Source organism: Micrococcaceae bacterium Sec5.1, from assembly GCA_039636795.1.
Classification (GTDB): domain Bacteria; phylum Actinomycetota; class Actinomycetes; order Actinomycetales; family Micrococcaceae; genus Arthrobacter.
Map to the genome: position 1 here is coordinate 2393287 of CP143430.1, position 22238 is coordinate 2415524.

Annotated in this window: 20 protein-coding genes; 13 read left to right on the forward strand and 7 right to left on the reverse strand. The window is 59.2% G+C overall.

Annotated elements, in window-relative coordinates; translation table 11 throughout:
- Nucleotides 1-30: 30 nt before the first annotated feature.
- From VUN82_11040 to VUN82_11050, 3 genes are read left to right on the forward strand one after another with little or no spacing between them, the layout of a single operon-like run.
- On the forward strand, nucleotides 31-456 hold the full coding sequence (locus VUN82_11040; GenBank protein ID XAS74667.1) for a nuclear transport factor 2 family protein: 426 nt from the start codon (nucleotides 31-33) through the stop codon (nucleotides 454-456).
- A gap of 43 nt (nucleotides 457-499) precedes the next feature.
- A complete protein-coding gene (locus tag VUN82_11045) occupies nucleotides 500-1126 on the forward strand; it encodes a DUF1989 domain-containing protein (protein XAS74317.1) in 627 nt (208 codons plus the stop codon).
- A gap of 4 nt (nucleotides 1127-1130) precedes the next feature.
- Nucleotides 1131-1760, forward strand: coding sequence for an urea carboxylase-associated family protein (locus VUN82_11050; GenBank protein XAS74318.1), 630 nt, complete (start codon nucleotides 1131-1133; stop codon nucleotides 1758-1760).
- A gap of 539 nt (nucleotides 1761-2299) precedes the next feature.
- Here the strand turns inward: VUN82_11050 and VUN82_11055 are convergent.
- Nucleotides 2300-2476 (reverse strand): hypothetical protein, encoded by a 177-nt coding sequence (locus tag VUN82_11055; GenBank protein XAS74319.1) that lies wholly within the window; start codon nucleotides 2474-2476, stop codon nucleotides 2300-2302.
- 247 nt (nucleotides 2477-2723) lie between these two features.
- On the opposite strand from VUN82_11055, the gene VUN82_11060 reads away from it, so the two are divergent.
- A complete protein-coding gene (locus VUN82_11060; GenBank protein XAS74320.1) occupies nucleotides 2724-3080 on the forward strand; it encodes a hypothetical protein in 357 nt (118 codons plus the stop codon).
- A 440-nt stretch (nucleotides 3081-3520) separates the two neighbouring features.
- On the opposite strand, the gene VUN82_11065 is transcribed toward VUN82_11060, so the two are convergent.
- From VUN82_11065 to VUN82_11075, 3 genes are all read right to left on the reverse strand, one after another.
- Nucleotides 3521-4348 carry a CoA ester lyase gene (locus VUN82_11065; GenBank protein ID XAS74321.1) on the reverse strand — a complete coding sequence of 276 codons (828 nt, stop codon included), beginning with the start codon at nucleotides 4346-4348 and terminating at the stop codon, nucleotides 3521-3523.
- Nucleotides 4345-4926 carry a MaoC family dehydratase gene (locus tag VUN82_11070; GenBank protein XAS74322.1) on the reverse strand — a complete coding sequence of 194 codons (582 nt, stop codon included), beginning with the start codon at nucleotides 4924-4926 and terminating at the stop codon, nucleotides 4345-4347. The genes VUN82_11065 and VUN82_11070 overlap by 4 nt, the downstream gene beginning before the upstream one ends.
- A gap of 85 nt (nucleotides 4927-5011) precedes the next feature.
- Nucleotides 5012-5890, reverse strand: coding sequence for a LysR family transcriptional regulator (locus VUN82_11075; GenBank protein ID XAS74323.1), 879 nt, complete (start codon nucleotides 5888-5890; stop codon nucleotides 5012-5014).
- Between the two features lie 86 nt (nucleotides 5891-5976).
- Between VUN82_11075 and VUN82_11080 the strand changes: the two genes are divergently transcribed.
- The 3 genes from VUN82_11080 to VUN82_11090 all read left to right on the forward strand — a co-directional run bounded on the left by VUN82_11080 (nucleotide 5977) and on the right by VUN82_11090 (nucleotide 8292).
- On the forward strand, nucleotides 5977-7173 hold the full coding sequence (locus VUN82_11080) for a CaiB/BaiF CoA-transferase family protein (GenBank protein XAS74324.1): 1197 nt from the start codon (nucleotides 5977-5979) through the stop codon (nucleotides 7171-7173).
- A 631-nt stretch (nucleotides 7174-7804) separates the two neighbouring features.
- Nucleotides 7805-8029 (forward strand): hypothetical protein, encoded by a 225-nt coding sequence (locus tag VUN82_11085; protein XAS74325.1) that lies wholly within the window; start codon nucleotides 7805-7807, stop codon nucleotides 8027-8029.
- 44 nt (nucleotides 8030-8073) lie between these two features.
- Nucleotides 8074-8292, forward strand: coding sequence for an ABC transporter permease subunit (locus tag VUN82_11090; protein ID XAS74326.1), 219 nt, complete (start codon nucleotides 8074-8076; stop codon nucleotides 8290-8292).
- A gap of 253 nt (nucleotides 8293-8545) precedes the next feature.
- On the opposite strand, the gene VUN82_11095 is transcribed toward VUN82_11090, so the two are convergent.
- A complete protein-coding gene (locus VUN82_11095) occupies nucleotides 8546-9460 on the reverse strand; it encodes an AraC family transcriptional regulator (GenBank protein XAS74327.1) in 915 nt (304 codons plus the stop codon).
- 271 nt (nucleotides 9461-9731) lie between these two features.
- Here VUN82_11095 and VUN82_11100 point away from each other — a divergent pair, with 271 nt between their 5' ends.
- From VUN82_11100 to VUN82_11120, 5 genes are read left to right on the forward strand one after another with little or no spacing between them, the layout of a single operon-like run.
- Nucleotides 9732-11081 (forward strand): sugar ABC transporter substrate-binding protein, encoded by a 1350-nt coding sequence (locus VUN82_11100; GenBank protein ID XAS74328.1) that lies wholly within the window; start codon nucleotides 9732-9734, stop codon nucleotides 11079-11081.
- A 60-nt stretch (nucleotides 11082-11141) separates the two neighbouring features.
- Nucleotides 11142-12110 carry a sugar ABC transporter permease gene (locus VUN82_11105; protein ID XAS74329.1) on the forward strand — a complete coding sequence of 323 codons (969 nt, stop codon included), beginning with the start codon at nucleotides 11142-11144 and terminating at the stop codon, nucleotides 12108-12110.
- On the forward strand, nucleotides 12107-13042 hold the full coding sequence (locus VUN82_11110; GenBank protein ID XAS74330.1) for a carbohydrate ABC transporter permease: 936 nt from the start codon (nucleotides 12107-12109) through the stop codon (nucleotides 13040-13042). The genes VUN82_11105 and VUN82_11110 overlap by 4 nt, the downstream gene beginning before the upstream one ends.
- 41 nt (nucleotides 13043-13083) lie before the next feature.
- Nucleotides 13084-14142 (forward strand): NAD(P)-dependent alcohol dehydrogenase, encoded by a 1059-nt coding sequence (locus tag VUN82_11115; protein XAS74331.1) that lies wholly within the window; start codon nucleotides 13084-13086, stop codon nucleotides 14140-14142.
- Nucleotides 14143-14200: 58 nt separating this feature from the next.
- Entirely contained in the window at nucleotides 14201-15205 is a 1005-nt protein-coding gene (locus VUN82_11120) for a carbohydrate kinase (protein XAS74332.1), read from the forward strand.
- A gap of 91 nt (nucleotides 15206-15296) precedes the next feature.
- Here VUN82_11120 and VUN82_11125 read toward each other — a convergent pair whose 3' ends face one another.
- Nucleotides 15297-16328 (reverse strand): DUF4192 domain-containing protein, encoded by a 1032-nt coding sequence (locus VUN82_11125; GenBank protein ID XAS74333.1) that lies wholly within the window; start codon nucleotides 16326-16328, stop codon nucleotides 15297-15299.
- A gap of 1248 nt (nucleotides 16329-17576) precedes the next feature.
- Entirely contained in the window at nucleotides 17577-19373 is a 1797-nt protein-coding gene (locus VUN82_11130; GenBank protein XAS74334.1) for a glycosyltransferase family 4 protein, read from the reverse strand.
- A gap of 312 nt (nucleotides 19374-19685) precedes the next feature.
- On the opposite strand from VUN82_11130, the gene VUN82_11135 reads away from it, so the two are divergent.
- Nucleotides 19686-21635, forward strand: coding sequence for an AAA family ATPase (locus VUN82_11135; protein ID XAS74335.1), 1950 nt, complete (start codon nucleotides 19686-19688; stop codon nucleotides 21633-21635).
- Nucleotides 21636-22238: the final 603 nt, after the last annotated feature.

A 22238-nucleotide genomic window follows, 5' to 3' on the forward strand; every position in this document is an offset into this window, starting at 1 on the left:
GCAAGGAACCCGCTCCAAGGAAGAAACGTGATGTCCTCAGAAATCGAAGGAATTCTTAGCTCGGTCAACACCTACCTCGACGCTCTCTACAACGGGGACACCGACCTTTTCAAGACCGTGCTCCATCCCCAAGTCCAGCTCTCGTCCGGAACCGAATCGACATTGGTAACCATGAACCGCGAGCAGTACATGGACGTTGTCAGCAACCGTCCATCTCCGGCAAGCCGGGGCGACCAGCGCCGCGACATCATCGATAGCATCACCCGCTCAAGCCCCACCAGCGGGCATGCGCGCGTACGAAACACCTATGCTCCCAAACGGTTTGTCGACGACCTGATCCTGGTACTGAATGATGGCCATTGGTGGATCATCTCCAAGACCTGGCATTACACCCTCAATGAAGAGCGATCCGTACTTGGTACATCGGGAGATACTGCCGAAACATCTGCGCACTAGTTTCGCTTTGACAACTGATAATTGTTGGCAATCAAGGAACGGTATGCGCAACTCTGTAAGCCTTACTTCGGAAACGAAGCAGGAAACTCTGACCACCATCCCTTCCGGAGGGCACGCGCGGTTGCGTGTTGCCTTCCGCGAAACGCTCGTCCTCACAGACGAGGACGGGGGACAGACTGCCCAGATCATCCCGGTGGTTGCAGGCGACCACCGGGACCGCTTCTCATCAGCAAACACCATGGCCATCAACAAGACGGCCTTTTTCACCAACGGGCATATCTTCTACTCGTACTTTTGCCAGCAGATGATGACCATCGTCGGCGACGACACGGGGCGCCACTCACTCCTTCCGTCACCGCTTGGCTCGTTGGGAAGTCCCTCGTACACCGGGGGGCAGCACAGCCAGGGACTTCTGGCTGAAGTTGCAGCCAGTTTGGAGACAGAGCCGCAACTGATGCCCTTCCCGTTCCAAGCGTTCGTCCAGCATGATCTGAGCGCTGATGGCAAGGTCTCCGCTCCGAGGTCGGGTAGTGAAAAGGGGCACACCCTTGCTCTGCGTGCCGACATGGACCTGGACGTAGCCATTGTCAACAACCCCTTCCTACTCGCCGGCTCACCTGACGACAGGATCATCTCAGCCCGCATTCTTTCCACAAAACGTGAGGTATAGCTCCATGGAATCGACACTTGTTGACAGGGCTCCATTGAAGGACTTTGTCATCCCGGCGCGCCATGGACTGGCCTTCGAAGTGGAGCAGGGTTCGACCATCAAGTTCATCGATGTTGAAGGCCAGCAATGCGCTGACATCATCGCCTTTAACCGGGACAACCTCAAAGAACGCATGTCTCCATTCCGATCTGTTTCCTTGGCGGGAAAGATCTACTTCACCACAGGTGACCAACTCGTTTCGGACGACCTTGAGCCGCTTCTGACGATCACCTCAGATGCAGTTTGTACACACGACATCCTGTGTGGAAGCTGCTCCCCAGGTATGAACCGGACCCGCAATGGCGGTCTGGGAGCCGGGAAACGAACCTGCCATGTCAACTTCGTTGAGCAGCTTCGCCGATACAACGTCGCTCCGGAAGATATCCCCTACTCCCTGAACATCTTCATGAATTACCCGATTGGTCCTACCGGACAAATGGAGTACGCGACCTGTAAGTCCCAACCCGGCGATGCAATCGAGTTTCGAGCCGAGAAAGATCTTGTCGTCGGTATCTCGAATTGCCCTCAAGAACTGACTCCGCTGAACGGATTCAACCCAACGTCCAGCCGCATCCAGGTTTTCGGAGCTCAGTAACCCCCTAATCCCCAGTCCTACCTTTCAGAAGGATCAACCATGAAGTTCTCTCAGCCCGAGTGAAGTGGGTAACGGCCGTGGCCGTTCTTGTCGCGCTCACCGCCACCGGTTGCAACGCAAGCTTCGCCAGCAGGATCCACCCCGAAAGTTCCTCTGCTCCGGTGGACTTCGAGCGCATCCAGAAGAGCGACAAAGTCGCGGTGATGCTCCCGGAAATACATTGTCCAGCAAGGCCACGTTTAAGTTGCTTCGGACATCAGCCTTGCCCCGGTCACCTTCTACTCGGACAGCAACCAGCCGATTGGCTTTGATCAGGACCTCGCGGCCGCAATGGGCGAGTACTAGGTACTGAATTCCAATTGAAAACCTCGGCTTCGACGTATCCTCGGCGGCCTCAGCTCCCGGTTCGACATTGCCCTGAGCGGGATCCCGACACCAAGGAGCGAGAAGGCGCCGTTGATTTTGTCAACTATGTCAGCTCAGGACTTACCACCCTCACGGTGAAGGGCGACCCCAACAAGCTCACGGGTAACAGTGATCTATGCGGCCACAATGTCGGCTCGCAGCGCGGAACAAGCGGTGAGTTCGGGGCGATCGTGATGAATGAGCGGTGCACGGCTGCCGGCAGACCCACTGTCAATATCACAACGTTCCCCCACCAGCCCGATGCCATCCAGGCCTTGCAAAGCGGCCGCGTTGAGGCTGTCACGGCTCAATCGGCGTCGTTACTCTACATTGTGAGCACGATGGGCGACGCCTATGAACTGGTGAACGGCAAACTGCCACAGCGGTTCGATGGGCATTGCTGTCCGCAAGGCCAACACCCAATTGCGGGACATTGCGGGACGCGCTACAGGCGGCACTTGTTGAAGTTCAGAAGTCCGGCGTTTTCGACCAGATTTTGGCGAAATGGGGCCCGACCGATGGCACGCTTCCGGGAGCCCCAATTAACGGCGCCAAGTCATGAGCCAGGCTACAGGGGCCTACACCCCCGAACCCATAATTCCGGGCCGTCAACCTGAATGTTGGATTGCCGCCGCACTGATTCTCGTGCTCCTGGCCATGTTCGTGGAGTTCATCCTCACCAGCCAAGCGATCCATCTGGACATCATTGGGAAATACCTCTTCGAAGCCACGATTCTCTCCGGAGTGCTGCTGACCATTGAGCTGACGCTCTTGGCAACGCTCATCGGCCATGTGCTCGGCGTGGATCTGGGTCTTCCGGGGAACACCAATCCTGGGCATAGCAGCGAATTGAGCCGCCACCCATGGCCGGACACACGGCCGCTGCCCCGGTTCCCGCAGCGCGCAGGATCATAGGCCAACGAAAATGGCCACGAATGGCGCCGGTCGTGCGGTGCCATTCGTGGCCACTTAAGTGGTTATAAGCATAAGTCAATTTGGTACACTGGCCCGCCGCCATGGTATTCACCGGCATGCAAACAAGAGCTGATCTGTGCTTTGCCGTGACTCAATACGCAAAAAGGTCCAGGCTTCACAGCCATTGGCACGCAGAACAGTTGTATTGGGAGTGTGCCCTCTTGAGCCATCCAGAGCATGCTGGAATCCGAGGTGACCGTAGCAACGAATCCAGATCGAATTAGTGTCGTTCCCTGCCTTATTTCAACGTGGGTGCCTTCCAGCTTGCTCCAGTCTCCCTCTTCCCCTTTAATCCGGGGGGAGCACACCTGCACGATCTGCCCTGAAACTGGTGTCTGTGCCCAGGAGGATGGCATGACGTGGCGGGGTTGTGGATATGTTCATACTGGTCCCCGTCCTCGCGTGATGCGTTCGGCCCGGAGCATCACGGGGCGGTCAATCATGGCACCATCCAGTTGGGCTGCCCCTCCATCCGCTGCAACAGATACGGATATCACTTTCCTCGCCCATTCCACCTCAGCAGCCGTAGGGGCGAAAATCTCAGCCGTGGGCTGGATTTGTGCCGGGTGGATCAGCAGCTTTCCGCCGAATCCAAAGGACTTCTGCCGGCGTGCATCTGATGCTGTTGCCAGCGGTTCACGGAAGTTGGTTGTGACGCCTGCTATCGGCGCTGCCTGATCAGCCAGTCGGCCCGCCAAAACCAGGTGCGCGAACGCGTAGTGCAGTTCGTTTTCTTCAACTCCGGGGGCTATGCCGAGGTCTGCGGCAAAGTCCAAGTTGCCAAATGCCAACCGGACAACGGCCGGGTGGCTGGCAATCTCTCGAGCAGAGTCCAGACCGCGTGCTGATTCAATGAGTGCGACAACGGGGGTCCCGGGAAAGAGCGCCGCAACCTGGTCAAGTTCGTTGACATCCTCCGCCTTGGGCAGCATTACGCCGATAAGACCCGGAGATCCAGCCAACGCAGCCACGTCATCATCAAAATAAGGGGAATGTGCACTGTTGATTCTCACCAAGCACTGACTACGGAGCAGGTGGTCTGCCACGTTCCGTCGTGATTCGCTTTTTAGTCCCGACGCAACAGCATCTTCTAGGTCGATTATGACGACGTCGGCACCGGCCTCGGCGGCCTTTTCGAAACGGTCAGGTTGCGCTGCGGAGACGAAAAGGAATGTCTCGGCGGAGCTGATCTTCTCGGCGAAACTCATCCGAGTGCCTTGAGCGACAACTCGTCCCACTCCGGAGTTACCCCCGTGAAGTCCGGTCCCTGACCCTTGCGGTAGATCAGCATCGTCCGTTCGAAGACGATGACAATCTGACGGCGTTGGTTGAACCCAACCGTTCGTACGCGGACGATACCAACATTGGGACGGGATTTTGATTCCCGCTTGGCCAGCACTTCAGACTGCGAGTAGATGGTGTCACCTTCGAAAACCGGGTGGGGCAGCCTGACATTGTCCCACCCCAGGTTGGCAAGGACGTGCTGGGACAGGTCCACCACGGACTGCCCTGTGACCAAAGCGAGAGTGAAAGTAGAGTCCACCAAGGGCTGACCGAACTCGGTTTGCGCCGAATAGTGGGCGTCAAAGTGTATCGGTGACGAATTCTGGGTAAGGAGTGTGGTCCAGATGTTGTCTGTGCGGGTGATGGTTCGTCCGAGAGGGTGCCTGTAGGTGTCCCCGACGGTGAAGTCCTCATAGTATCGGCCCGTCCAACCTTCCACGTAGGATGGCGCAGCCTGGTCATTTTTGGCCGTGGACCCGGCCATGGTCGCATCAGTAGTCATGTCTCCAGTTTGAAGCCGAAGACGAGGCTCCTGCCAATGACATCTTCGGCCGAAATCGATGCGCTGGGTGCATGACGTCGGATGTTCATTCGTCATGCCCGTATTGGCCCATAAAGTCGATGAATCTAGTGACCGGAGCGGGCTGTCGGCGGCCGATCAGCCAAACCAGGCCGACGCTTCGATGAGCCGCTGCATCGGTGATCTGCAACTGTCGGGTCCCTTGGGCCATCGGTCCATCGGTGCGGGGAAGGATTGCCACTCCCAGGCCAGCACGGACAAGTCCCCAGAGGGTTGTCATCTCCGTGGCCTCAACGACCATCTGTGGCTTGAATCCAGCCGAAGCGCAGAGGCGATCGCCAATCTGTCGCAGGCCGAACTCTGGTCGAAGTCCTACGAACGATTCGTCTCTGACGTCTCCCAGGTGAAGGTGAGTGGCGCTTGCTGCGGAGTGGTGGTTCTCAGGAACCACCAAAGCCAAGGGTTCATCGGCGACTTCGATCCAGCCAAAAGTAGTATCGTCGGGGCGCGGAGCGAGTATTGCGACATCCACAGCCTGCGTGCGTACAAGGTCCAAGACATGATCGGCAGCCCCGCCTTCCAAAAAGAAGGACGTGTCCGGGACTTCAGTTGTAAACCCGCCAATGATCTCAGGTATAAGCCACGATCCAAGAGATGACACAAACGCGAGTGAGACTACGCCTCGGCCGGGATCTGTCATTGCCGTGATGCGTTGCTCGGCTGTTTCCAGCTCGCCAAGGGCCCTCAGAATGTGGGTCCTTGCCACTTCTCCAAAACGATTGAGCGTCAGCTTCCTGGCGGACCGATCAAACAGTCGGGTTCCAAAATGATGTTCCACTCGTTGGATACCCCGCGACAGCGTGGACTGTGAAAGGTGCAGCTTGGCGGCTGTTTCCGTCACGTGTTCGGATTCCGCGAGAGCCGCGAACCATCGAAGTTCATCCATGTCCATAGCTCATGATGCGCTTTTTGCATGGACATTGCCAACAGTTTTCATTGGACTATGCCTTCGGCGGGGCTGAAAGTTAATGCATGCAGCTACGCAATGGTTCTCTTCCTTCCGACTCATCCTCTACCGGACGTGCTGGCCCTCTGGCCGGAGTCGTCGTCGTGTCTTTGGAGCAGGCCGTTGCCGCTCCTTTTGCCACTCGCCAGCTCGCCGACCTTGGTGCCAGAGTTATCAAGGTCGAGCGGCCGGGCGCGGGTGACCTGGCCCGTGGATACGACACCACGGTCAAGGGGCTGGCAAGCCATTTCGTTTGGCTCAACCGCGGCAAGGAGAGTGTCGCAGTGGACGTCAAGACTCCGGAGGGGGCCAAGATTCTCCAGCAGCTTATTGACAAAGCCGATGTGTTGGTTCAGAACCTCGCGCCTGGAGCGGCAGGTCGGTTGGGTATCGGCGCTGACGAACTGGCCCTGAGCCGGCCGGATCTGATCACATGTGATATCTCCGGGTACGGTTCCGGTGGACCGTACGCTGCCAAGAAGGCCTACGACCTGCTTATTCAATGCGAAACCGGTCTGGTGTCCATCACCGGGACTGACGAGACGCCTTCCAAGGTCGGCCTGTCCATCGCCGATATTGCGACCGGCATGTACGCCTACTCCGGAATACTCACGGCTCTCTTGCGGAAGGAACAAACCGGCAAGGGTGCAAACCTCGAGATTTCCATGCTGGAGGCGTTGGGGGAGTGGATGGGTTATCCGCTCCTTTACACAATGTATGGGGGGACGGCGCCGGCCCGCACGGGCGCAAGCCATGCGACGATCGCGCCGTACGGACCTTTCACCGTTGCCGATGGGACTGTCATCAATCTTGGGTTGCAGAATGAACGTGAGTGGGAGAACTTCTGCAATGTAGTTCTCGAGCAGCCTGCGTTGCGAGAGGATCTTCGCTTCTCCAGCAATTACCTCAGGGTAGAGAACCGGGATGCTTTGGACCGTATCATCAGTTCGGTCTTCTCAAAGCTGTCCGCAGAGGAGGCAATCGCCCGTCTTGAGAAGGCACCCATTGCCTACGCCGAACAGCGAACCATGGACTCTTTCGCAGCCCATCCGCAGCTGGAGGCAAGAAGGCGTTGGGCGTCGGTGTCCACCTCGGCTGGTGAAGTGCAGGCTCTCATTCCTCCGGTAACGTTCCGCGGGGAGTCCGCGCCGCTACTACCAGTCCCGGACTTGGGACAACACACGGAAGCGGTACTTCAGTGGCTATCCACCCCAAAGAACTAGAGACGTTGTTCTTGGCAATCCCATGAGAAGCTTTCCTACATCAAAACGCATCCGACCGGCCTCACCACTGCCGTCGGCAGGACGAAGTAAAGATCAATATCACCGTGCTGCGCAGGCTTCAGCAGTCGGCTCGGCTTTGGGCAACATGGCAGACATCGTTTGCGAACTGGGTGACGAACTTGCTAACCAGCGACCGGCGCTTTCAGCCGCGAACAGCCCCTACGCCATCCTTAGCCACTGTTTGGGTGTCGTCGAGTTCTGGCTGGGACACGTCTTACGCGGCCGTCCCACCACGCGAGATAGGGACAGAGAATTTGCCTCGTCCGGTCCAGTCGAACGTCTACTCATCCGGGTCCGAATATCGCAGATGGAAGTCAGCACGGACTTTTGCCGGCCGTTCCCCCGGACTGTCCGACATCCAGAAGATCATCGTCGGGCTTCCCCCGCCGAAATCGTCACTCATGTGTTGAGAGAACTGCACCAACATTTAGGGCACCTGGAAATGACCCGAGACATTCTTCAGTCACGAGAGTCTGCCCTGGACACAGCAGGGATCAAGCGCTTGGGCTCGCGCGCTCGTGTAGCTTCTGAAGTGAACACCACCCCCTCCTGGGTCCAATCGCCCCAGGCAATGAGCGGCACAGTTGATGTATTGACGGCTGCACGTCACCTGATGGACAGCTACCTGCTGAGGTTGGATGAGCTTTGGTTAGGCTTTTGGGCCGAAGGGGGAGACGCCAACATCCTTGAACTCGATGCTTACCTGCATAACGAAATGAAACTGTCGGCCGAAGATGCCAATCGCCTTCGTGCGGTCGTAGGCAGGCTAGTGGCTGATTCAAGTAATTCCGAATAGCTGAACACTGCGAGTCACGGAAATTCCGCCCGCAGGTGTATACAATGGCTCCGCTATTACGGCGTGGCTCCCTCGTCAGCCCGTTCGGCATCTACCTGATGCGGGTGTACGCAGCGGACGCCGTCTCCGACTCGCTCATTGAAGCCGCAAGGGTGAACGGCGCCGGCGAGTTCCGGATCTTCTGGCAGGTGGGATTCAGGCTCCCCAGCAGCAGTCCGCCAGTGCGGCCGGCGGCGGCGCGCGGGCGTTGTTCTCCGCTGTGATCACCGGTTCCCTCGTCAGCATCGTTCCCCTGATCATCGCTTTTCCTGTTCCTACAGCGGTACTGGCAAGCCGGACTCACCACCGGCGGCGTCAAGGAATAACAACATCGACCCCGCGTAAATACCTCGGCCACTACGCACCCCAGGGAGCGCGACAAGGTCCCGTAACCTGCATTGGCACAGTATCCATCGAGGTCTTGGCCCCCAAAGCATGTTCAAGCTGACTGTCGAATGGAGTCATGACGGTGGGCTGTCAGCTTTGTACGCGCCGGCGGAAGTGTCTGGGGGTTTCTCCAGTGTCGTTGAGGAAGTGCCGGTTGAAGTTGGAGAGGTTGGTAAAGCCGACCTCGTAGCAGATATCGGAGATTGCCTTGTCCGTGCTTTCCAGCAACCGGCGCGCCTGGGCCAGGCGCAGTTTGCGGACAAGATCGCTGAAGTTCTGCCCGGTGGCTCGCTTGAAGTATTTGGAGAAGGTGGGCTCGGACATTCCGACCATGGCTGCCGCGTCTGACATTTTGACGTTGCCTGCATGGTGGGTAAAGACGTACTCCAGTACGAGGTCCACCACTGCGGCAGCCCGCCCGTCAAGTTGCGGCCTGAACCATTCGTCCGCCAGGTAGCGGCGGTTTTCCTCTGGGGCAGTGGTTAGAATCCGGAACAGTGCCAAGAGGTACTGGAGGCGGGCGAGACCTGTGGTGGCCCCCATTGCCTCGATAGCTTCGGCCGCTTCCTTGGCCGAGGTACCCAAGAATTCGATGCCACGCGACGACTGCTCCAGCAGGGGCTTGACCTCCGCCAACTCGGGCACCAGGGAGGCGGCCTGCTCGACCCAGTTACCGTCGAACTGAATGACTGCGTCCCGATCTTCCAGCACTTCGCCAGGCTCGAGGTCGCTGACCCAGTCGTGGGGGAGCCCGGACCCCACGATGGAGACGTGACCGGCTTCGAAGGTGCCGATATGGTCTCCGACAATGAATTTTCCGGTGCCCTTGCGGATGAGATGGATCTCGTACTCAGGGTGGTAGTTCCATCGTGCGACAGGGCTGGGATAGCTGTGTTGGTGCCACCGGACGGAGTGGTTGGGGTCTGGAGGAATGATCTCCCTGTTGGCACGAAGGCCCAGCAGTCTCTCGGCTAGCCGGGCTGTGGCATCATCGGTGGCGGTCAAGGTTGTCTCCGTAAATCGGGTTTCCCGCATAGGGCGGGGGCCGTTTAGATCCAGCAGTGCTCCCAGAATAGCGGGAGCCGACAGTCCTAGTGGCAAATTTGTATCAGAAGTTGGCAACTATGGCGCTAGTTGTGTCCGGGCCACGCGCCTAATCTTGAGGAACATCAGCGGACCGCACATTTTGAAGTTACGGCCCCGCTTCGGTTTCCCTTCCCGGCAAAGCAGCCGGCACGGCTAACTGTGCACCCCATGGAGAACAAAGGAGTCCTTAATGCGCTCAAAAATGCGCGCTGCTACGCTTGCGGCCGGTGCTTTATGCATCGCACTCTCGGCATCAGCCTGTTCCGGTGCCGGCGGTGGATCTTCGGCCGGTGACCAGAACAGCATCAACGTCCTGATGGTCAACAACCCCCAGATGGAGGATCTGCAGAAGCTTACGGCAGATAACTTCACCAAGGACACCGGTATCAAGGTCAATTACACGATCCTGCCCGAGAACGATGTCCGAGCCAAGATCAGCCAGGAATTCTCCAGCCAGGCCGGCCAGTACGACGTTGCATCCCTGTCCAACTACGAGATCCCGTTCTACTCCGAGAACAAATGGCTCGCGCCCCTGGACAACGTGGCGAAGGACGCCGATTTCAACCAGGCAGACATCCTTCCCGCCTACACAGCCTCCCTCACCGGCAAGGACGGCAAGCTCTACGGCGAACCGTTCTACGGCGAGTCATCGTTCCTGATGTACCGCAAGGACATCTTCGACGCCAAGGGACTGACCATGCCGGAGAAGCCGACCTGGGACCAGGTGGCAGTCCTGGCGGCAAAGGCCGACGGCGCGGCTCCTGGCATGAAGGGCATCTGCCTGCGCGGCCAGCCGGGCTGGGGCCAGGTCTTCGCTCCGCTGACCACCGTAGTTAACACCTTCGGCGGCACCTGGTTCGACAAGGACTGGAACGCGAAGGTCAACGCCCCTGAATTCAAGGAAGCGACCGAGTTCTACACCAAGCTGGTGCGCGAGCACGGCGAGGCGGGCGCCGCGCAGGCAGGTTTCACAGAGTGCCTGAACAACATGAGTCAGAGCAAGGTGGCCATGTGGTACGACGCCACCTCAGCCGCAGGCGCCTTGGAAGCCGACGGATCACCGGTCAAGGGCAAGATCGGCTACGTGCAGGCACCCGTGAAGGAAACCAAGTCCTCCGGATGGCTGTGGACGTGGTCGTGGGGCGTCCAGGCGGCATCCAAGAAGCAGGACGCTGCCAGCAAGTTCATCGCCTGGGCCAGCTCCAAGAAGTACGAGGAACTGGTCGCCTCGAAGCTGGGTTGGGCAAAGGTTCCGTCCGGCAAGCGTAGCTCTACCTATGAGAACGCCGACTTCCAGAAGGCCGCCCCGTTCTTCGAAGCTGAACGGACCGCCATTCAGAACGCGGACCCGAAGAATCCAGGCGTACAGGAGCGTCCCGTTGTGGGTATCCAGTTCGTCGGTATCCCCGAGTTCGCAGACCTTGGAACCACTGTTTCGCAGGGCGTGAGCTCCGCGATCGCAGGCCAGGGTTCCGTGGAGGATGCGCTGGCCAAGGGTCAGGAAGCCGCCCAGAAAATCGGCGACAAGTACAAGAAGTAGCAATCCACCAACAGGTCCTGTGGTCCGCCCGAGGCGGACCACGGGACCGCAGGAGCCGTCATGACAATAGCAACAGCGCGCATTTCCCGCTCAGGGCACAGCGCCACCAAACCTTCGAAAAACGCCAGGTCCCGAGAGCGTGCCCTGGCCTGGGCCCGGCGCGCGCCGCTGCTGCCGGCCCTGATCTTCCTCATCATCGTCACCCAGCTTCCCTTCGTGGTGACGCTGATCATCTCGTTCCTGAACTGGAACAGCCTGCGCCCGGACCAGACGGGGTTCGCTGGGTTTGAAAACTACATCCAGGTCCTCACCAACGCCGACCTGCGCCAGGCCATCTTCACCACGATCGTGCTTACGGTTTCCGTGGTCCTGGCCAGCCTGCTGATCGGGCTGGGCCTGGCCCTGCTGCTGGACAAAAAATTCCTCGGTCGCGGCCTGGCCCGCACGCTACTCATTGCCCCGTTTTTGGTGGTCCCCGTGGCGGCCGCCCTGGTCTGGAAGCACGCCCTGCTCAACCCCACCTACGGTCTCATCAATGGCGTCCTGACCTGGCTCTGGTCCCTGTTCGGCAGCAGCAACCCTCCCCAGCCGGACCTGCTCTCGCAGGCGCCGCTTACCGCCGTCGTCCTGTCCTTGGTTTGGCAGTGGACGCCTTTCATGATGCTGATCCTGCTGGCTGGGCTGCAGTCCCGGCCCATGGACACTGTGGAAGCCGCCCAGATGGACGGGGCAAGCCCCTGGGATATTTTCCGGCACCTGACCCTGCCGCACCTGCGCCAGTACCTGGAACTGGGTGGACTGCTGGGCGCGATCTACATTGTGCAGAACTTCGACGCTGTCTTCACCCTCACCTCCGGCGGGCTGGGCACGGCCAACCTGCCATACGCCATCTACCAGACGTTCTACTTCGCCAACGAATATGGTCTGGCCTCCGCCGCCGGCGTCGTTGTGGTCATCGGCACCATCATCGTGGCCACGTTCGCACTCCGCACCGTCTTTTCGCTCTTCAAGAAGGAGGCAGCACGATGAGCACCCTCAACCCTGCCGCGCCCCGCAACACGCCCACCGTCCCCACGGCACTGAACACAGGAACGCCCCGCCGGCAGCTTGGACGGTTCGGAGGAAAGTCCCGGATGGACCCTACCCGTAACAGCACCGCTGCCGGTGTCGCTGCATGGCTCCTGGCGCTGCTCTTCGCAGCCCCTGTCCTCTGGATGATCCTGACCTCGTTCCACTCGGAGACAGACGCTGCCACCAACCCGCCATCCATAGCTGCGAACCTCAACCTGGATGCCTATCAGGAATTCTTTGGAGCGAGCTCCGGTGTCAGCCCGTGGCCGCCGCTTATCAACTCCGCCATGGCCTCCATCCTGTCCACGGTCCTGGTCCTGCTCCTGGCAATACCTGCGGCGTACGCCCTGTCCATCCGGCCGGTGAAGAAGTGGACGGACGTCATGTTCTTCTTCCTCTCCACCAAGATGATGCCGGTGGTGGCCGCGATCCTGCCGCTCTACCTCTTCGCCAAGAGCGTCGGTGCGCTGGACAACATCTGGTTCTTGATCTTGATGTACACCTCCATGAACCTGCCCATTGCCGTGTGGATGATGCGATCCTTCCTAGCCGAAGTGCCCGTGGAAATGCTGGAGGCAGCCCAAATCGACGGGGCCAACCTCCTGCTCACCCTGCGCAAGGTCATCGCCCCCGTCGCGATGCCCGGCATCGCCGCCACCGCCCTGATCTGCTTCATCTTCAGCTGGAACGAACTCCTCCTTGCGCGGGTCCTGACAGGCGTTATGGCAGGCACCGCCCCGGTGTTCCTGACCGGGTTCGTCTCAAGCCAGGGCCTGTTCCTCGCTAAAGTCTGTGCCGCCGCCGTCGTGATCTCCCTCCCTGTGCTGTTCGCAGGATTCGCAGCCCAGGACAAACTCGTCCAAGGACTCTCCCTCGGTGCCGTGAAGTAACGCGCCGGTCCCCACCCATCTCTTTCAAGGATTTACTTTCGATGACAACGACCACCACACAGTCACCTGCCTCCAGCTCCGGACTGCCGGCTACCATGCGGGCCAATATCCTCAAGAGCAAGGGCGATATGGCGATGGAAACCTTGCCCCTCCCGCAGCTCGACGCAGACCAGGTCCTGGTGCAGGTCGCCGCCGTCGGCGTCTGCGGCAGCGACGTGCACTACTACGAGCACGGGCGGATCGGGGACTACGTCGTGGACCATCCGCTGATCCTCGGCCACGAACTCTCCGGCCGGATCGCCGCAGTCGGAACCGCCGTCGACCCTGCCCGCATCGGCAAGCGGGTCGCCGTCGAACCCCAGCGCCCCTGCCGCACCTGCAAGCAGTGCAAGGCCGGCCGGTACAACCTCTGCCCCGACATTGAGTTCTACGCCACCCCGCCAATCGACGGCGCATTCGCCGAGTACGTGACCATCCAGTCCGACTTCGCCTACGACATCCCCGACAGTGTGAGCGACGAGGCCGCCGCCCTGATCGAACCGCTCTCCGTCGGGTTGTGGGCCTGCGAACGTGCCAAAATCCGGCCCGGAAGCCGAGTCCTCATCGCCGGTGCCGGGCCCATCGGCATCATCGCGGCCCAGGCCGCCCGCGCCTTCGGCGCCACAGAAATCTACATCACCGACATCGCAGAGGACCGCCTGACCTTCGCCCTGGAACACGGCGCCACGCGTGCGCTCAATGCCCGGACAGACAGTGTGGAAGGGCTCGACGTCGACGCGTTCATTGACGCTTCCGGGGCACCCCAGGCGGTCCGTTCAGGCATTAAGGCCGTGGGCCCGGCCGGGAGGGTCATCCTCGTTGGTTTGGGGGCGGACGACGTCGAGCTTCCCGTCTCGTACATCCAGAACCGGGAGATCTGGCTCTCAGGCGTGTTCCGCTACACCAATACCTGGCAGTTGGCGATCCAACTGATCGCCGACGGCAAAGTCGACCTCGACGTCCTGGTCACCGGCAAGTTCACCCTCGCCGAATCCGAGAACGCACTCAAAGCTGGCAAACAGCCCGGCCAGCTCAAAGCCGTCGTCTACCCCGGCCGCTAAGCGGATCACGGTACCGTCGCAGCAACCACGTCCAGGACCGACCTGCAAGGAAGCAGCCATGCCACCTCTAGAGAACGCCCCAGAACCGGACCTCTCCGACGATGCAGCCCCGATCACGGTCATCGGAGAGTCACTCGTTGACATCATCGATGATCAGCGCAGGGGAAACGGCGCTCCCGAGATGCATCCGGGCGGCAGCCCTCTCAACGTCGCCGTCGGCTGCTCCCGCCTCGGCCTCCGCACCAAACTCGTCACGCACTTCGCCGACGACCGTTACGGGCGCATCATCGCTGACCATCTGGACAGCAACGGCGTCGAGAGCATCGTCGGCGGCTCCGAACCGACTTCAACCGCGCTGGCATCACTGGACGCCGCCGGAGCAGCGCAATACAGGTTCTCCATCAGCTGGGACCTCAACGGTGCATCCATCCCAGCCCTGGCAGCCGCGGAGAATTCCAGCCATGTCCACACCGGGTCCATTGCCACGGCCCTGCCCCCGGGCAACAAGTCGGTGATGGGCCTGTTCGAAGCCGCCCGCCCGCACGCCACCATCAGCTTCGACCCCAACTGCCGGCCGGCCATCAGCACCGACGTGGCCGCGGCACGAGAACAGGCCGAGGGCTTCGTGACCGCCAGCGACATCGTCAAAGCCAGCGACGAAGACCTCCGCTGGCTCTACCCCGACAGGCCCCTGGAAGAATCAATGAAGGCATGGCTGGCTCTGGGGCCCGCCTTGGTGGCGTTGACCCGCGGCGCCAACGGACCCGTCCTCCTCAGCCGGACCGGCAGGGTCGACGTCCCCGGCGAAACGGTCACCGTAGCAGACACTGTCGGAGCAGGAGACTCTTTCATGGCCGCGCTGATCTCAGGGCTCATGCAGCTGGACGCACTCGGCGCAGGGGGCCGGGAGCGCCTCCAGGGAATTACCCGGGGCCAGCTTCATGCCCTGGCCCGCTACGCGAACAAAGCAGCAGGCATCACCTGCTCCCGACAAGGCGCAAACCCACCGCGACTGGCGGACCTCGGCCCCCTGGCAATCCCTTCGTCCTTCCTCGGAGCATAGGCACCCATGCCACCCCTGCACCCCTCCGCCTGTCTTGAAAAACTGGCCGATAACCGATGCTCCGTCAACCTGCTCAGACTCGGAAAGTGGCTTATGGCATGTCGAGTTGGCTTTTGTAGGCGGTGTTTTTGTTGGTGTTCCAGCCGGCGATGATGCCGGCTCCGAGCATTTGGTCGCTGAGCCTGGCGAAGCGGTATCCGGGGTCTGTGTCGAGGGCGAGTTGCATGTATTGGTGTGCTTTGGATCCTCGGCCTTGCCACCAGTTGATGTAGCCGATGGTGGTGAGGATGGGTGCTGCGTGTTGGGGGCTGGTTCTGGTGTAGGCGTGGAGGAGGAGTTGTTGGGCCCATTCGATGCGTGACCATTGAGGTGGGGTGTTGGTTTGGGCGAAGAGGATGCGTTGGGGTGGTTCGTCGATGCCGGGGATGTCGGCCAGGAGCCGGTCACGGATGTGAGGGAACTGAAAGTTCGCGATGAGGGCGGCGCAGTCCTCGTCGGTGGGGAAGTCCTTTGATTCGAGCATCCTTATCCAGAGCCTGCTCGCTTCTCGTGCGGCTTCGTCAGGGGGCTGTGTTCGGACGGATTGCATGCGTTCCTCGACGGCGGTTGATTTTGCTGCTTCCTGTGTCGCGGCTGGGAGCATGATTCGGTTGGTAGGTTCGATGGTGCTGCCGCGGTAGATGAATTCGGCATTGACCTGGCTGTACTCAGTGGAACTGATTGGCAGACTGATGTCCTGCCCGGGCTCGCTGTCGTAGGGGGAGTAGGCGTCGTCGCCGACGAAAATCCCGTCGCGGATGGTGATGCCGTTTTCGGCGAGGACTCCGGTAAGGGCTGCAATGGTTCCGGCGTGTGGTTTGGGCTGGCCTGGTTCGCAGTGGGTTGAGGTGTAGACGGCGAAGACGATGCTCGTCGCAGTTGTGTCGCTGGTGAGGTAGCTGCTGACGGTGCGGGCGTAGGCGAGTTCGTTTCCTGGTTGGCGCGGGAGGTCGATGCGGAGGGTCGCGCCGACTTTGTTCTTGTCCAGGGTGATGCAGACGAGGCTTTCCTTGGGCCAGAAACCTAGGGTATGGCCGATAAAGCTGAGTAGGTCTGCTGGGTCCTTGATGGTGAGCTCATTCATTGTCCTGTTCCTTAGCCCTGTGTGTTGTTCCTGTGGTCGTTGGTCTTATGCGCCGTTCTGATAGGGGACCTGTGCGCTGGGGTTAGGGGCTGGAGTGCAACTTGGGGGACCGGGACAGTGCCGGAAAGTTCGGGAGGAAGGAAGCGACGCAGGAGCGCCGAGCGAAGTTTCCGGATCGGTTCCGGCGCGTGAGCGCCCTGGTTGCGCGGAGAGCCTGCCCAGCGATGATCGGAATATCAGAATGACAAACAGCGGTGTTGCTTCTGGCCTTTCATGGGCGGACGTGCCCTCCACGCCATGACGTCAGCGGCTACTATCTTGGGCACGGAAGCCACGGGAGTGTTGGTTGGCCAGGGCGCAAGTTGCAGGTGCATCTACGTCAGCGTTGTGCGCCTGGCATCGAAATGTCAGGCCGCCGCTGACGGATCATTTTCAAGCCGTGGTGCTTATCGGGCGTCGTAGATTTGCCGACGGGACGCGCCAAGGCGGTGAACCTGGGTGAGTGGTGGGCTGGTTCTGTGCACGCAGACATATGCGCCGTTATCGGCAAGCGGGCTGACTGGCTAAACTTCACGTAGCCGGGTATCTGCCTCCCGATCAGTCGATCGACAGCGTTCATACCTTGTTCGACGCACCTCGTGCTCTTGGAGAACTCGCAGCCGTTCGCGGCGTCGCGTTCCATTCTGATGCTCTGAAATAGGTAAAGCCGTACTGCAGTCCGAGAGCATCTGCCCCGTTCGGGACCAGATCAGCGCCCGGAGGCAGTGGCGGGACCCGCAATGCCCAGGCTTGTAGACCACCGTTGAGCAAAACACACCATGAAAGCCGAATCCAACAGCAATAGTTCATTGCCGATGGTGGACGCTCCTTCATTCTGGGTGAGTGGAGGGCTGGCCCACCAACGGTGAAGGACGGCTGGATTCTAGTCCGGACGGGCTACCGGAGCGAACGGGGAGCCACGGGAATCAAGTGGCAGATGCCTTTTCGTTGAAGACGATGAAACATCGTCAATATGTTGGAGTTCGTCCTCTACGCGGCCGGTTTAGATGTTGCTTTGGCTGTGACTGGGACCGCGGTTCCGCAAATCTCCTAACTCCAATCCAAAGAAGTACCCCATCTGCAGAGGTGAGTCAACGATTCTGGTCGGCTCGTGCCCGGAATTACTCGACCAGTCGTCCAGTCTGCGAACAGACGTAAATGGAGTTCGCTCCCTACCCTTAGAGGTTGCGCCCATTCGGTGCTCCCCGCTCATGAGAGCCCGTTAATTTCATCGAGAAGTTGAGCGGCCGACGACTTCCAGCTCACGAGATCGGCGATTGACTGCCTCAATGTAACAGCTTGGGTGCGGGCAGACTCTGGGTCATCCAACACCTGCTGAATTGCGTCCGCCCATAGATCGATAGCCAAGGTTGTCACAGAATTACGTGTGGAAATGATCGAGGTCGGAAAGGTGTCGATACCTGAATCCCGCAGGAACTGAGCGAGGCCCGATTCGGAACTCATTAGTACAGGCACGCCGCTGGCAATTGCCTCATAGGCTGAGAGCCCGAAGCCCTCGTGCCTCGAAGGCATTATCACCACACGGGCCTGAGCCAAGTCCTGTACGACTTCAACCTCAGAGTCTGAGTAGGGACGGAGAATAAACGTCACTCTTCCTTCGAGAATCGCATCCAGTTGTGATTTGACCTCGTTGGCAGCTTCGTCCGGCACGCCTCTGATCACGAGCATCGGAAGGTGCGGCTTGGATGGCGCCCAACTGTCGACAACGCGTAGAAGTGCTTCGGCGGCAATGTCGATCCCTTTCGAATGGAAATCGTCAGCTCGCCCGATGATTACCACTCGGTTTCTGACAGGCGGGTGCGCACTCGCAGTGTCAAATGTCATGCGGAGCCCTGGAACGAGGCAGATAACCCGCGATTGCTGTCCTGCGCCTATAAGCTCGTCGCGAATCGACTCAGTTAGGAGTGGACCAATCCCGACAACCATATCGGCCGAACGAGCGAGCTCTCGTTCGAGTCCTCGACGAATGTCGGCGTTTGTCATGTGGGAATCGCCGCCCCGCGTTTCCTTCGCCGCCTCAAGTTGCTCAGCGTCGGTGTGAACAAAATGCACCCGCCGGGCTTGTGGGAAGAATTGCTGTTGAGCTGCCGCATATGGGCCTAAAAGCCTCCCGTGGCCCACTATGACGTCAGGCTCCCACCCTTGAGCGGCAAACACAGGTCTCAGAAGGAGCGCTTCGCGATCACTCAACCCGGGGATCCTGGCGGGGGCAACAAGGGCAACAGCTGATTCGGAGGCAGATCGAACATCGTCGTCCGACGCGTGGGGCACCATTACGGCGGCTTCAACACCAGCGTCTGAAAGCGCGATAGCCAACTCCCTGTTGACCGTCGAGATGCCGCCACGTCCCGAGGCCCACTCATCCGCGACGAGCAGGATGCGTAGCCCCCGAGAGCCAGGCGGCGAGGAACGGGGCGGGTGCTCCGCCGATCGCTGCGTGCGAAGTCGCCGAAACGCATCCATCGTCGAGTGCAATATGTCCGGCGCTTCTTCGCTGACACCCGAGGCGTCGGCTGCGGCGACGTATCGCCAGTGGAGTTGGCGCCCCGCCCAACCAAGGAGAACCGAGTCATATCCGACACCATCTTCCGAACGAAGCAGTCGGCCCACTATCGGTGGTATGGAATCAAGATGTCCTGACTGATCCCGCGCTGAGTCCGTAATCAGAAGGACTGCACTGAGCGTGACTTCGCCGCGGAACGAGCGCCGTGTTTCCACAGCGGCAGCCAGTAGCTCCGCCACGCGATTATTGAAGTTTCTTGCCCAGGACCGATCGCGAAACACCTTGAGTTCGACAGCAATCGGCTTGTCGTCCGGCCGGGGGATAAGAATGTCTGGGCCCCGCACTTCACCTCGGAGGTCGTGCTGTTGACCGCCGAGGAGCCCGGAAACTAGCCGCTCAATAGCTAGGTACTGCGCCCTTGCGCCGGACCCCGTGTCTTGGGTCAACGCCTCTAACAGTTGTTGCTCAGCCGAGTTCTCCATGTCCTCAAGCGTACGGGTCACGCAGATGGTGAGCTGGCCTCAATCGGCGCTGTATCAGCAGTGCGAGTTTGGGCGGAGAAATGTTGCCTGGGGTAGGAACCAGGAGACACCCTTTTGATGCAGACACTTCCAGGCTCCGACGCACTCGCCCTAGGTTATTGTTGCTTTGTGCTTTGTGCTTTGTGCTTTGTGCTTTGTGCTTTGTGCTTTGTGCTTTGGCTTCGCTGCGGCAAGGCTCCGCCAAAAAGGTCTCCACTGATCAGTGTGACAAACATGTGCTTACAAATAAATTACTAAAAGGGGGACCCTCACTTGCGTCTTGCTAAAGCATCCATCACGGGTTTCGGACGAATCACGACAGGTACTATCGACTTAACTCCACGGGTCATCGCCGTGGTAGGTCCTAACGAAGCTGGCAAATCGACCCTACTCGATGCGCTAGTCTATCTGACCGATACCAACACGACACTTGCGCCCTCGCGTCGGTCCCGTACATCTAGGCCCGGCGACGCATCCACGGTGGTCCGAGGCACATACGTTCTTGAAGAGGCTGAAGTGCAGTCGTTTTCCGACTTAGATTTAGAGGAGCTTCCAAGAACTTTAGTCCTCTCAAGGAGGGCCGGAACAACAACCCGCTACATGAAGGTGGAGCCTACGCCCGAGAAATCCAGGCGCAACCTGGCAGATTTGGTTGGTAAATTCCGGCAGACCTGTGGCCAAGACAGCTTGATCGCTTTCGATGAACGTGACAGTTCCGATTCAGACGATGACCAGCGAGAGCTTCAGGCACAGGTTTCAAGGAACCTTGATGCATTCCATACTCGAATCGACGAGGCGGACGAAGAAGACCAGTTGCGGGAAGTGCTCCCCGAACTTCGTGACGATGTCGTCTATCTGCTGGAATTCGCAGAATGGTTCAGGGCTCCCGTAGAGGCTGCTCAAGCGATTTCCTCCCTCTTGGAGTGGGTGGATGCCCCGGATCCCGCAGACGAAGTTCGTCGCCGGATGGGGGAGATGCTTCCAGTGGCTCTAATCTTTTCCGACGGCGACCGCAATCTCCCTTCAGCGTTCTCGCTAAGCGAGGACACGCTGCAAGACGTCCCCGATGCGGTTCAAAATTTGGCCGATATGGCTGATCTTTCGTTGGCGGAATTGTACGAAGAACTCACGGAGGGTAACCGCGCAGCACATGGAACCCGTATCCGGCGAGCCAACATAACCCTGAAACGAAAGTTTCAAGATTCTTGGCGTCAATCAAACTTGTCCGTCTCGTTCAACCTGGAAAACACGACACTCTTCATTGAAATCATCCAAGATGAAGATGTGGTGACGCCTATAGACGAGCGAAGTGCTGGACTGCGTATGTATGTGGCACTGGTCGCGTTCCTTGAACGCCGTTCACACGAAGTAAAACCGATTCTGCTCATAGACGAGGCAGAAACGCATCTCCATCTCGACGCTCAATCCGATCTCGTCGCATCTTTTTCTCGCCAGCAGGAGGTTGCGAAGGTCATATACACGACTCACTCGCCTGCTTGTTTGCCCGCTGACTTGGGTACCAACATTCGTGCAGTGCTTCCAAGCTCTACGAATTCACAGGAAAGTACCATCGAAAATAGCTTCTGGCGCAATGCGAGCGGTTTCACGCCGTTGATGATTGCGATGGGGGCTGGGGCTTCGGCATTCGCCACTGCTAGGTTTGTTGTACTTGCCGAAGGTGCAACCGAGATGCTGGTTCTGCCGTCCCTGATCCGAGCCTCAACGGATTTGGCTGAACTGCCGTATCAGATCGCACCTGGTCTTTCTGAATCGTCGCGGGAAGACTACAAAGACCTAAATCTTGAGGGCGCGCGAGTTGCCTTCCTTGTCGACAGCGACACCGGAGGCTTGCGGCTGAAGAAAAATCTGATCGCTGCGGGAGTCTCTTCAAAGAAGGTCGTGGAACTTGGGGAGGTCATGCTTGAACATCTGCTTGATGTTGACACATATAGAGAGACTTTCGTTCAGTTGCTGCGTGAGTGGAATCCCACCATCAACATTGAGGGTATGCCTACTTTCGACGAGCAAAGTAAAGTATCTCGCCCGAAGCAGTTGGAAGGCTGGGCAACGCGAGTTGCCGGAGTGCGTGTACCCGGAAAGCGAGACGTTGCGAGTTACCTTGCCGAGCACGGAAAAGCCATTCCTAGCGATGGCGGGCGGGCCATCCTTCAAAGCTTGCACAGCCAGTTGGTATATGCGCTCGATATCGGTACGAATGGCTAGCGCTGTTCTTCGGGCGGGCGATTGGCCCTGCGGCGACGACAGCCAATCACTCCTGTGCTTTGCGGCCAGCACGACTAGCCCCTGCTCACCACATAGCGAGTAATATCAGGCATAGTTCTGGCCCGAGCGGAAGGAAGCTTGGGGCATTGAGCGGAGAGTTCCGCCATGTCTTGTCGTTCCCATCCTCCCCACCTGTGAAGTCGTGAGCCCAATCAGCCCATTCCAACAGAAGATGATGGAGCCCCAGATGGTACTGGCAGCGGTGGATCCCGGGATCACCAAACGCGAATATTCCTTTTGTTGAGTCCCTCAAGCAGATCGGAGGCGGCATTCTGGTCGGCTCCTTCATCGTGATTGCGATCGTGGGAGCTGCGATTTTGTTGGCCAGCAAACTAAGCCAATCCTCGATACCGGCCTCAGGCGGCGGAGCGATCCTGCTGTGGACCGGCCCGGTGGCAGCATTCATTGGAGGCATCAACGGTTACATGCTGCTGCCCCGGACGGCGGGATTCCATCGGACATTCAGGGTCGCAGAATGGCCGGGGCAAAACGTGTATCCGGATTTTCTGCACCCACTGGTTTACTTGGGCGACTCAATCCCGC

Bases quoted from the DNA above. Each gene is read 5' to 3' on its own strand.
- VUN82_11060 (XAS74320.1), top strand. From the start codon at position 2,724: ATGAGCCAGGCTACAGGGGCCTACACCCCCGAACCCATAATTCCGGGC.
- VUN82_11075 (XAS74323.1), bottom strand. From the start codon at position 5,890: ATGGATGAACTTCGATGGTTCGCGGCTCTCGCGGAATCCGAACACGTG.
- VUN82_11070 (XAS74322.1), bottom strand. From the start codon at position 4,926: ATGACTACTGATGCGACCATGGCCGGGTCCACGGCCAAAAATGACCAG.
- VUN82_11110 (XAS74330.1), top strand. From the start codon at position 12,107: ATGAGCACCCTCAACCCTGCCGCGCCCCGCAACACGCCCACCGTCCCC.
- VUN82_11100 (XAS74328.1), top strand. From the start codon at position 9,732: ATGCGCTCAAAAATGCGCGCTGCTACGCTTGCGGCCGGTGCTTTATGC.
- VUN82_11125 (XAS74333.1), bottom strand. From the start codon at position 16,328: ATGAATGAGCTCACCATCAAGGACCCAGCAGACCTACTCAGCTTTATC.
- VUN82_11050 (XAS74318.1), top strand. From the start codon at position 1,131: ATGGAATCGACACTTGTTGACAGGGCTCCATTGAAGGACTTTGTCATC.
- VUN82_11085 (XAS74325.1), top strand. From the start codon at position 7,805: ATGAGCGGCACAGTTGATGTATTGACGGCTGCACGTCACCTGATGGAC.
- VUN82_11090 (XAS74326.1), top strand. From the start codon at position 8,074: ATGGCTCCGCTATTACGGCGTGGCTCCCTCGTCAGCCCGTTCGGCATC.
- VUN82_11115 (XAS74331.1), top strand. From the start codon at position 13,084: ATGACAACGACCACCACACAGTCACCTGCCTCCAGCTCCGGACTGCCG.
- VUN82_11105 (XAS74329.1), top strand. From the start codon at position 11,142: ATGACAATAGCAACAGCGCGCATTTCCCGCTCAGGGCACAGCGCCACC.
- VUN82_11120 (XAS74332.1), top strand. From the start codon at position 14,201: ATGCCACCTCTAGAGAACGCCCCAGAACCGGACCTCTCCGACGATGCA.
- VUN82_11040 (XAS74667.1), top strand. From the start codon at position 31: ATGTCCTCAGAAATCGAAGGAATTCTTAGCTCGGTCAACACCTACCTC.
- VUN82_11130 (XAS74334.1), bottom strand. From the start codon at position 19,373: ATGGAGAACTCGGCTGAGCAACAACTGTTAGAGGCGTTGACCCAAGAC.
- VUN82_11065 (XAS74321.1), bottom strand. From the start codon at position 4,348: ATGAGTTTCGCCGAGAAGATCAGCTCCGCCGAGACATTCCTTTTCGTC.
- VUN82_11080 (XAS74324.1), top strand. From the start codon at position 5,977: ATGCAGCTACGCAATGGTTCTCTTCCTTCCGACTCATCCTCTACCGGA.
- VUN82_11045 (XAS74317.1), top strand. From the start codon at position 500: ATGCGCAACTCTGTAAGCCTTACTTCGGAAACGAAGCAGGAAACTCTG.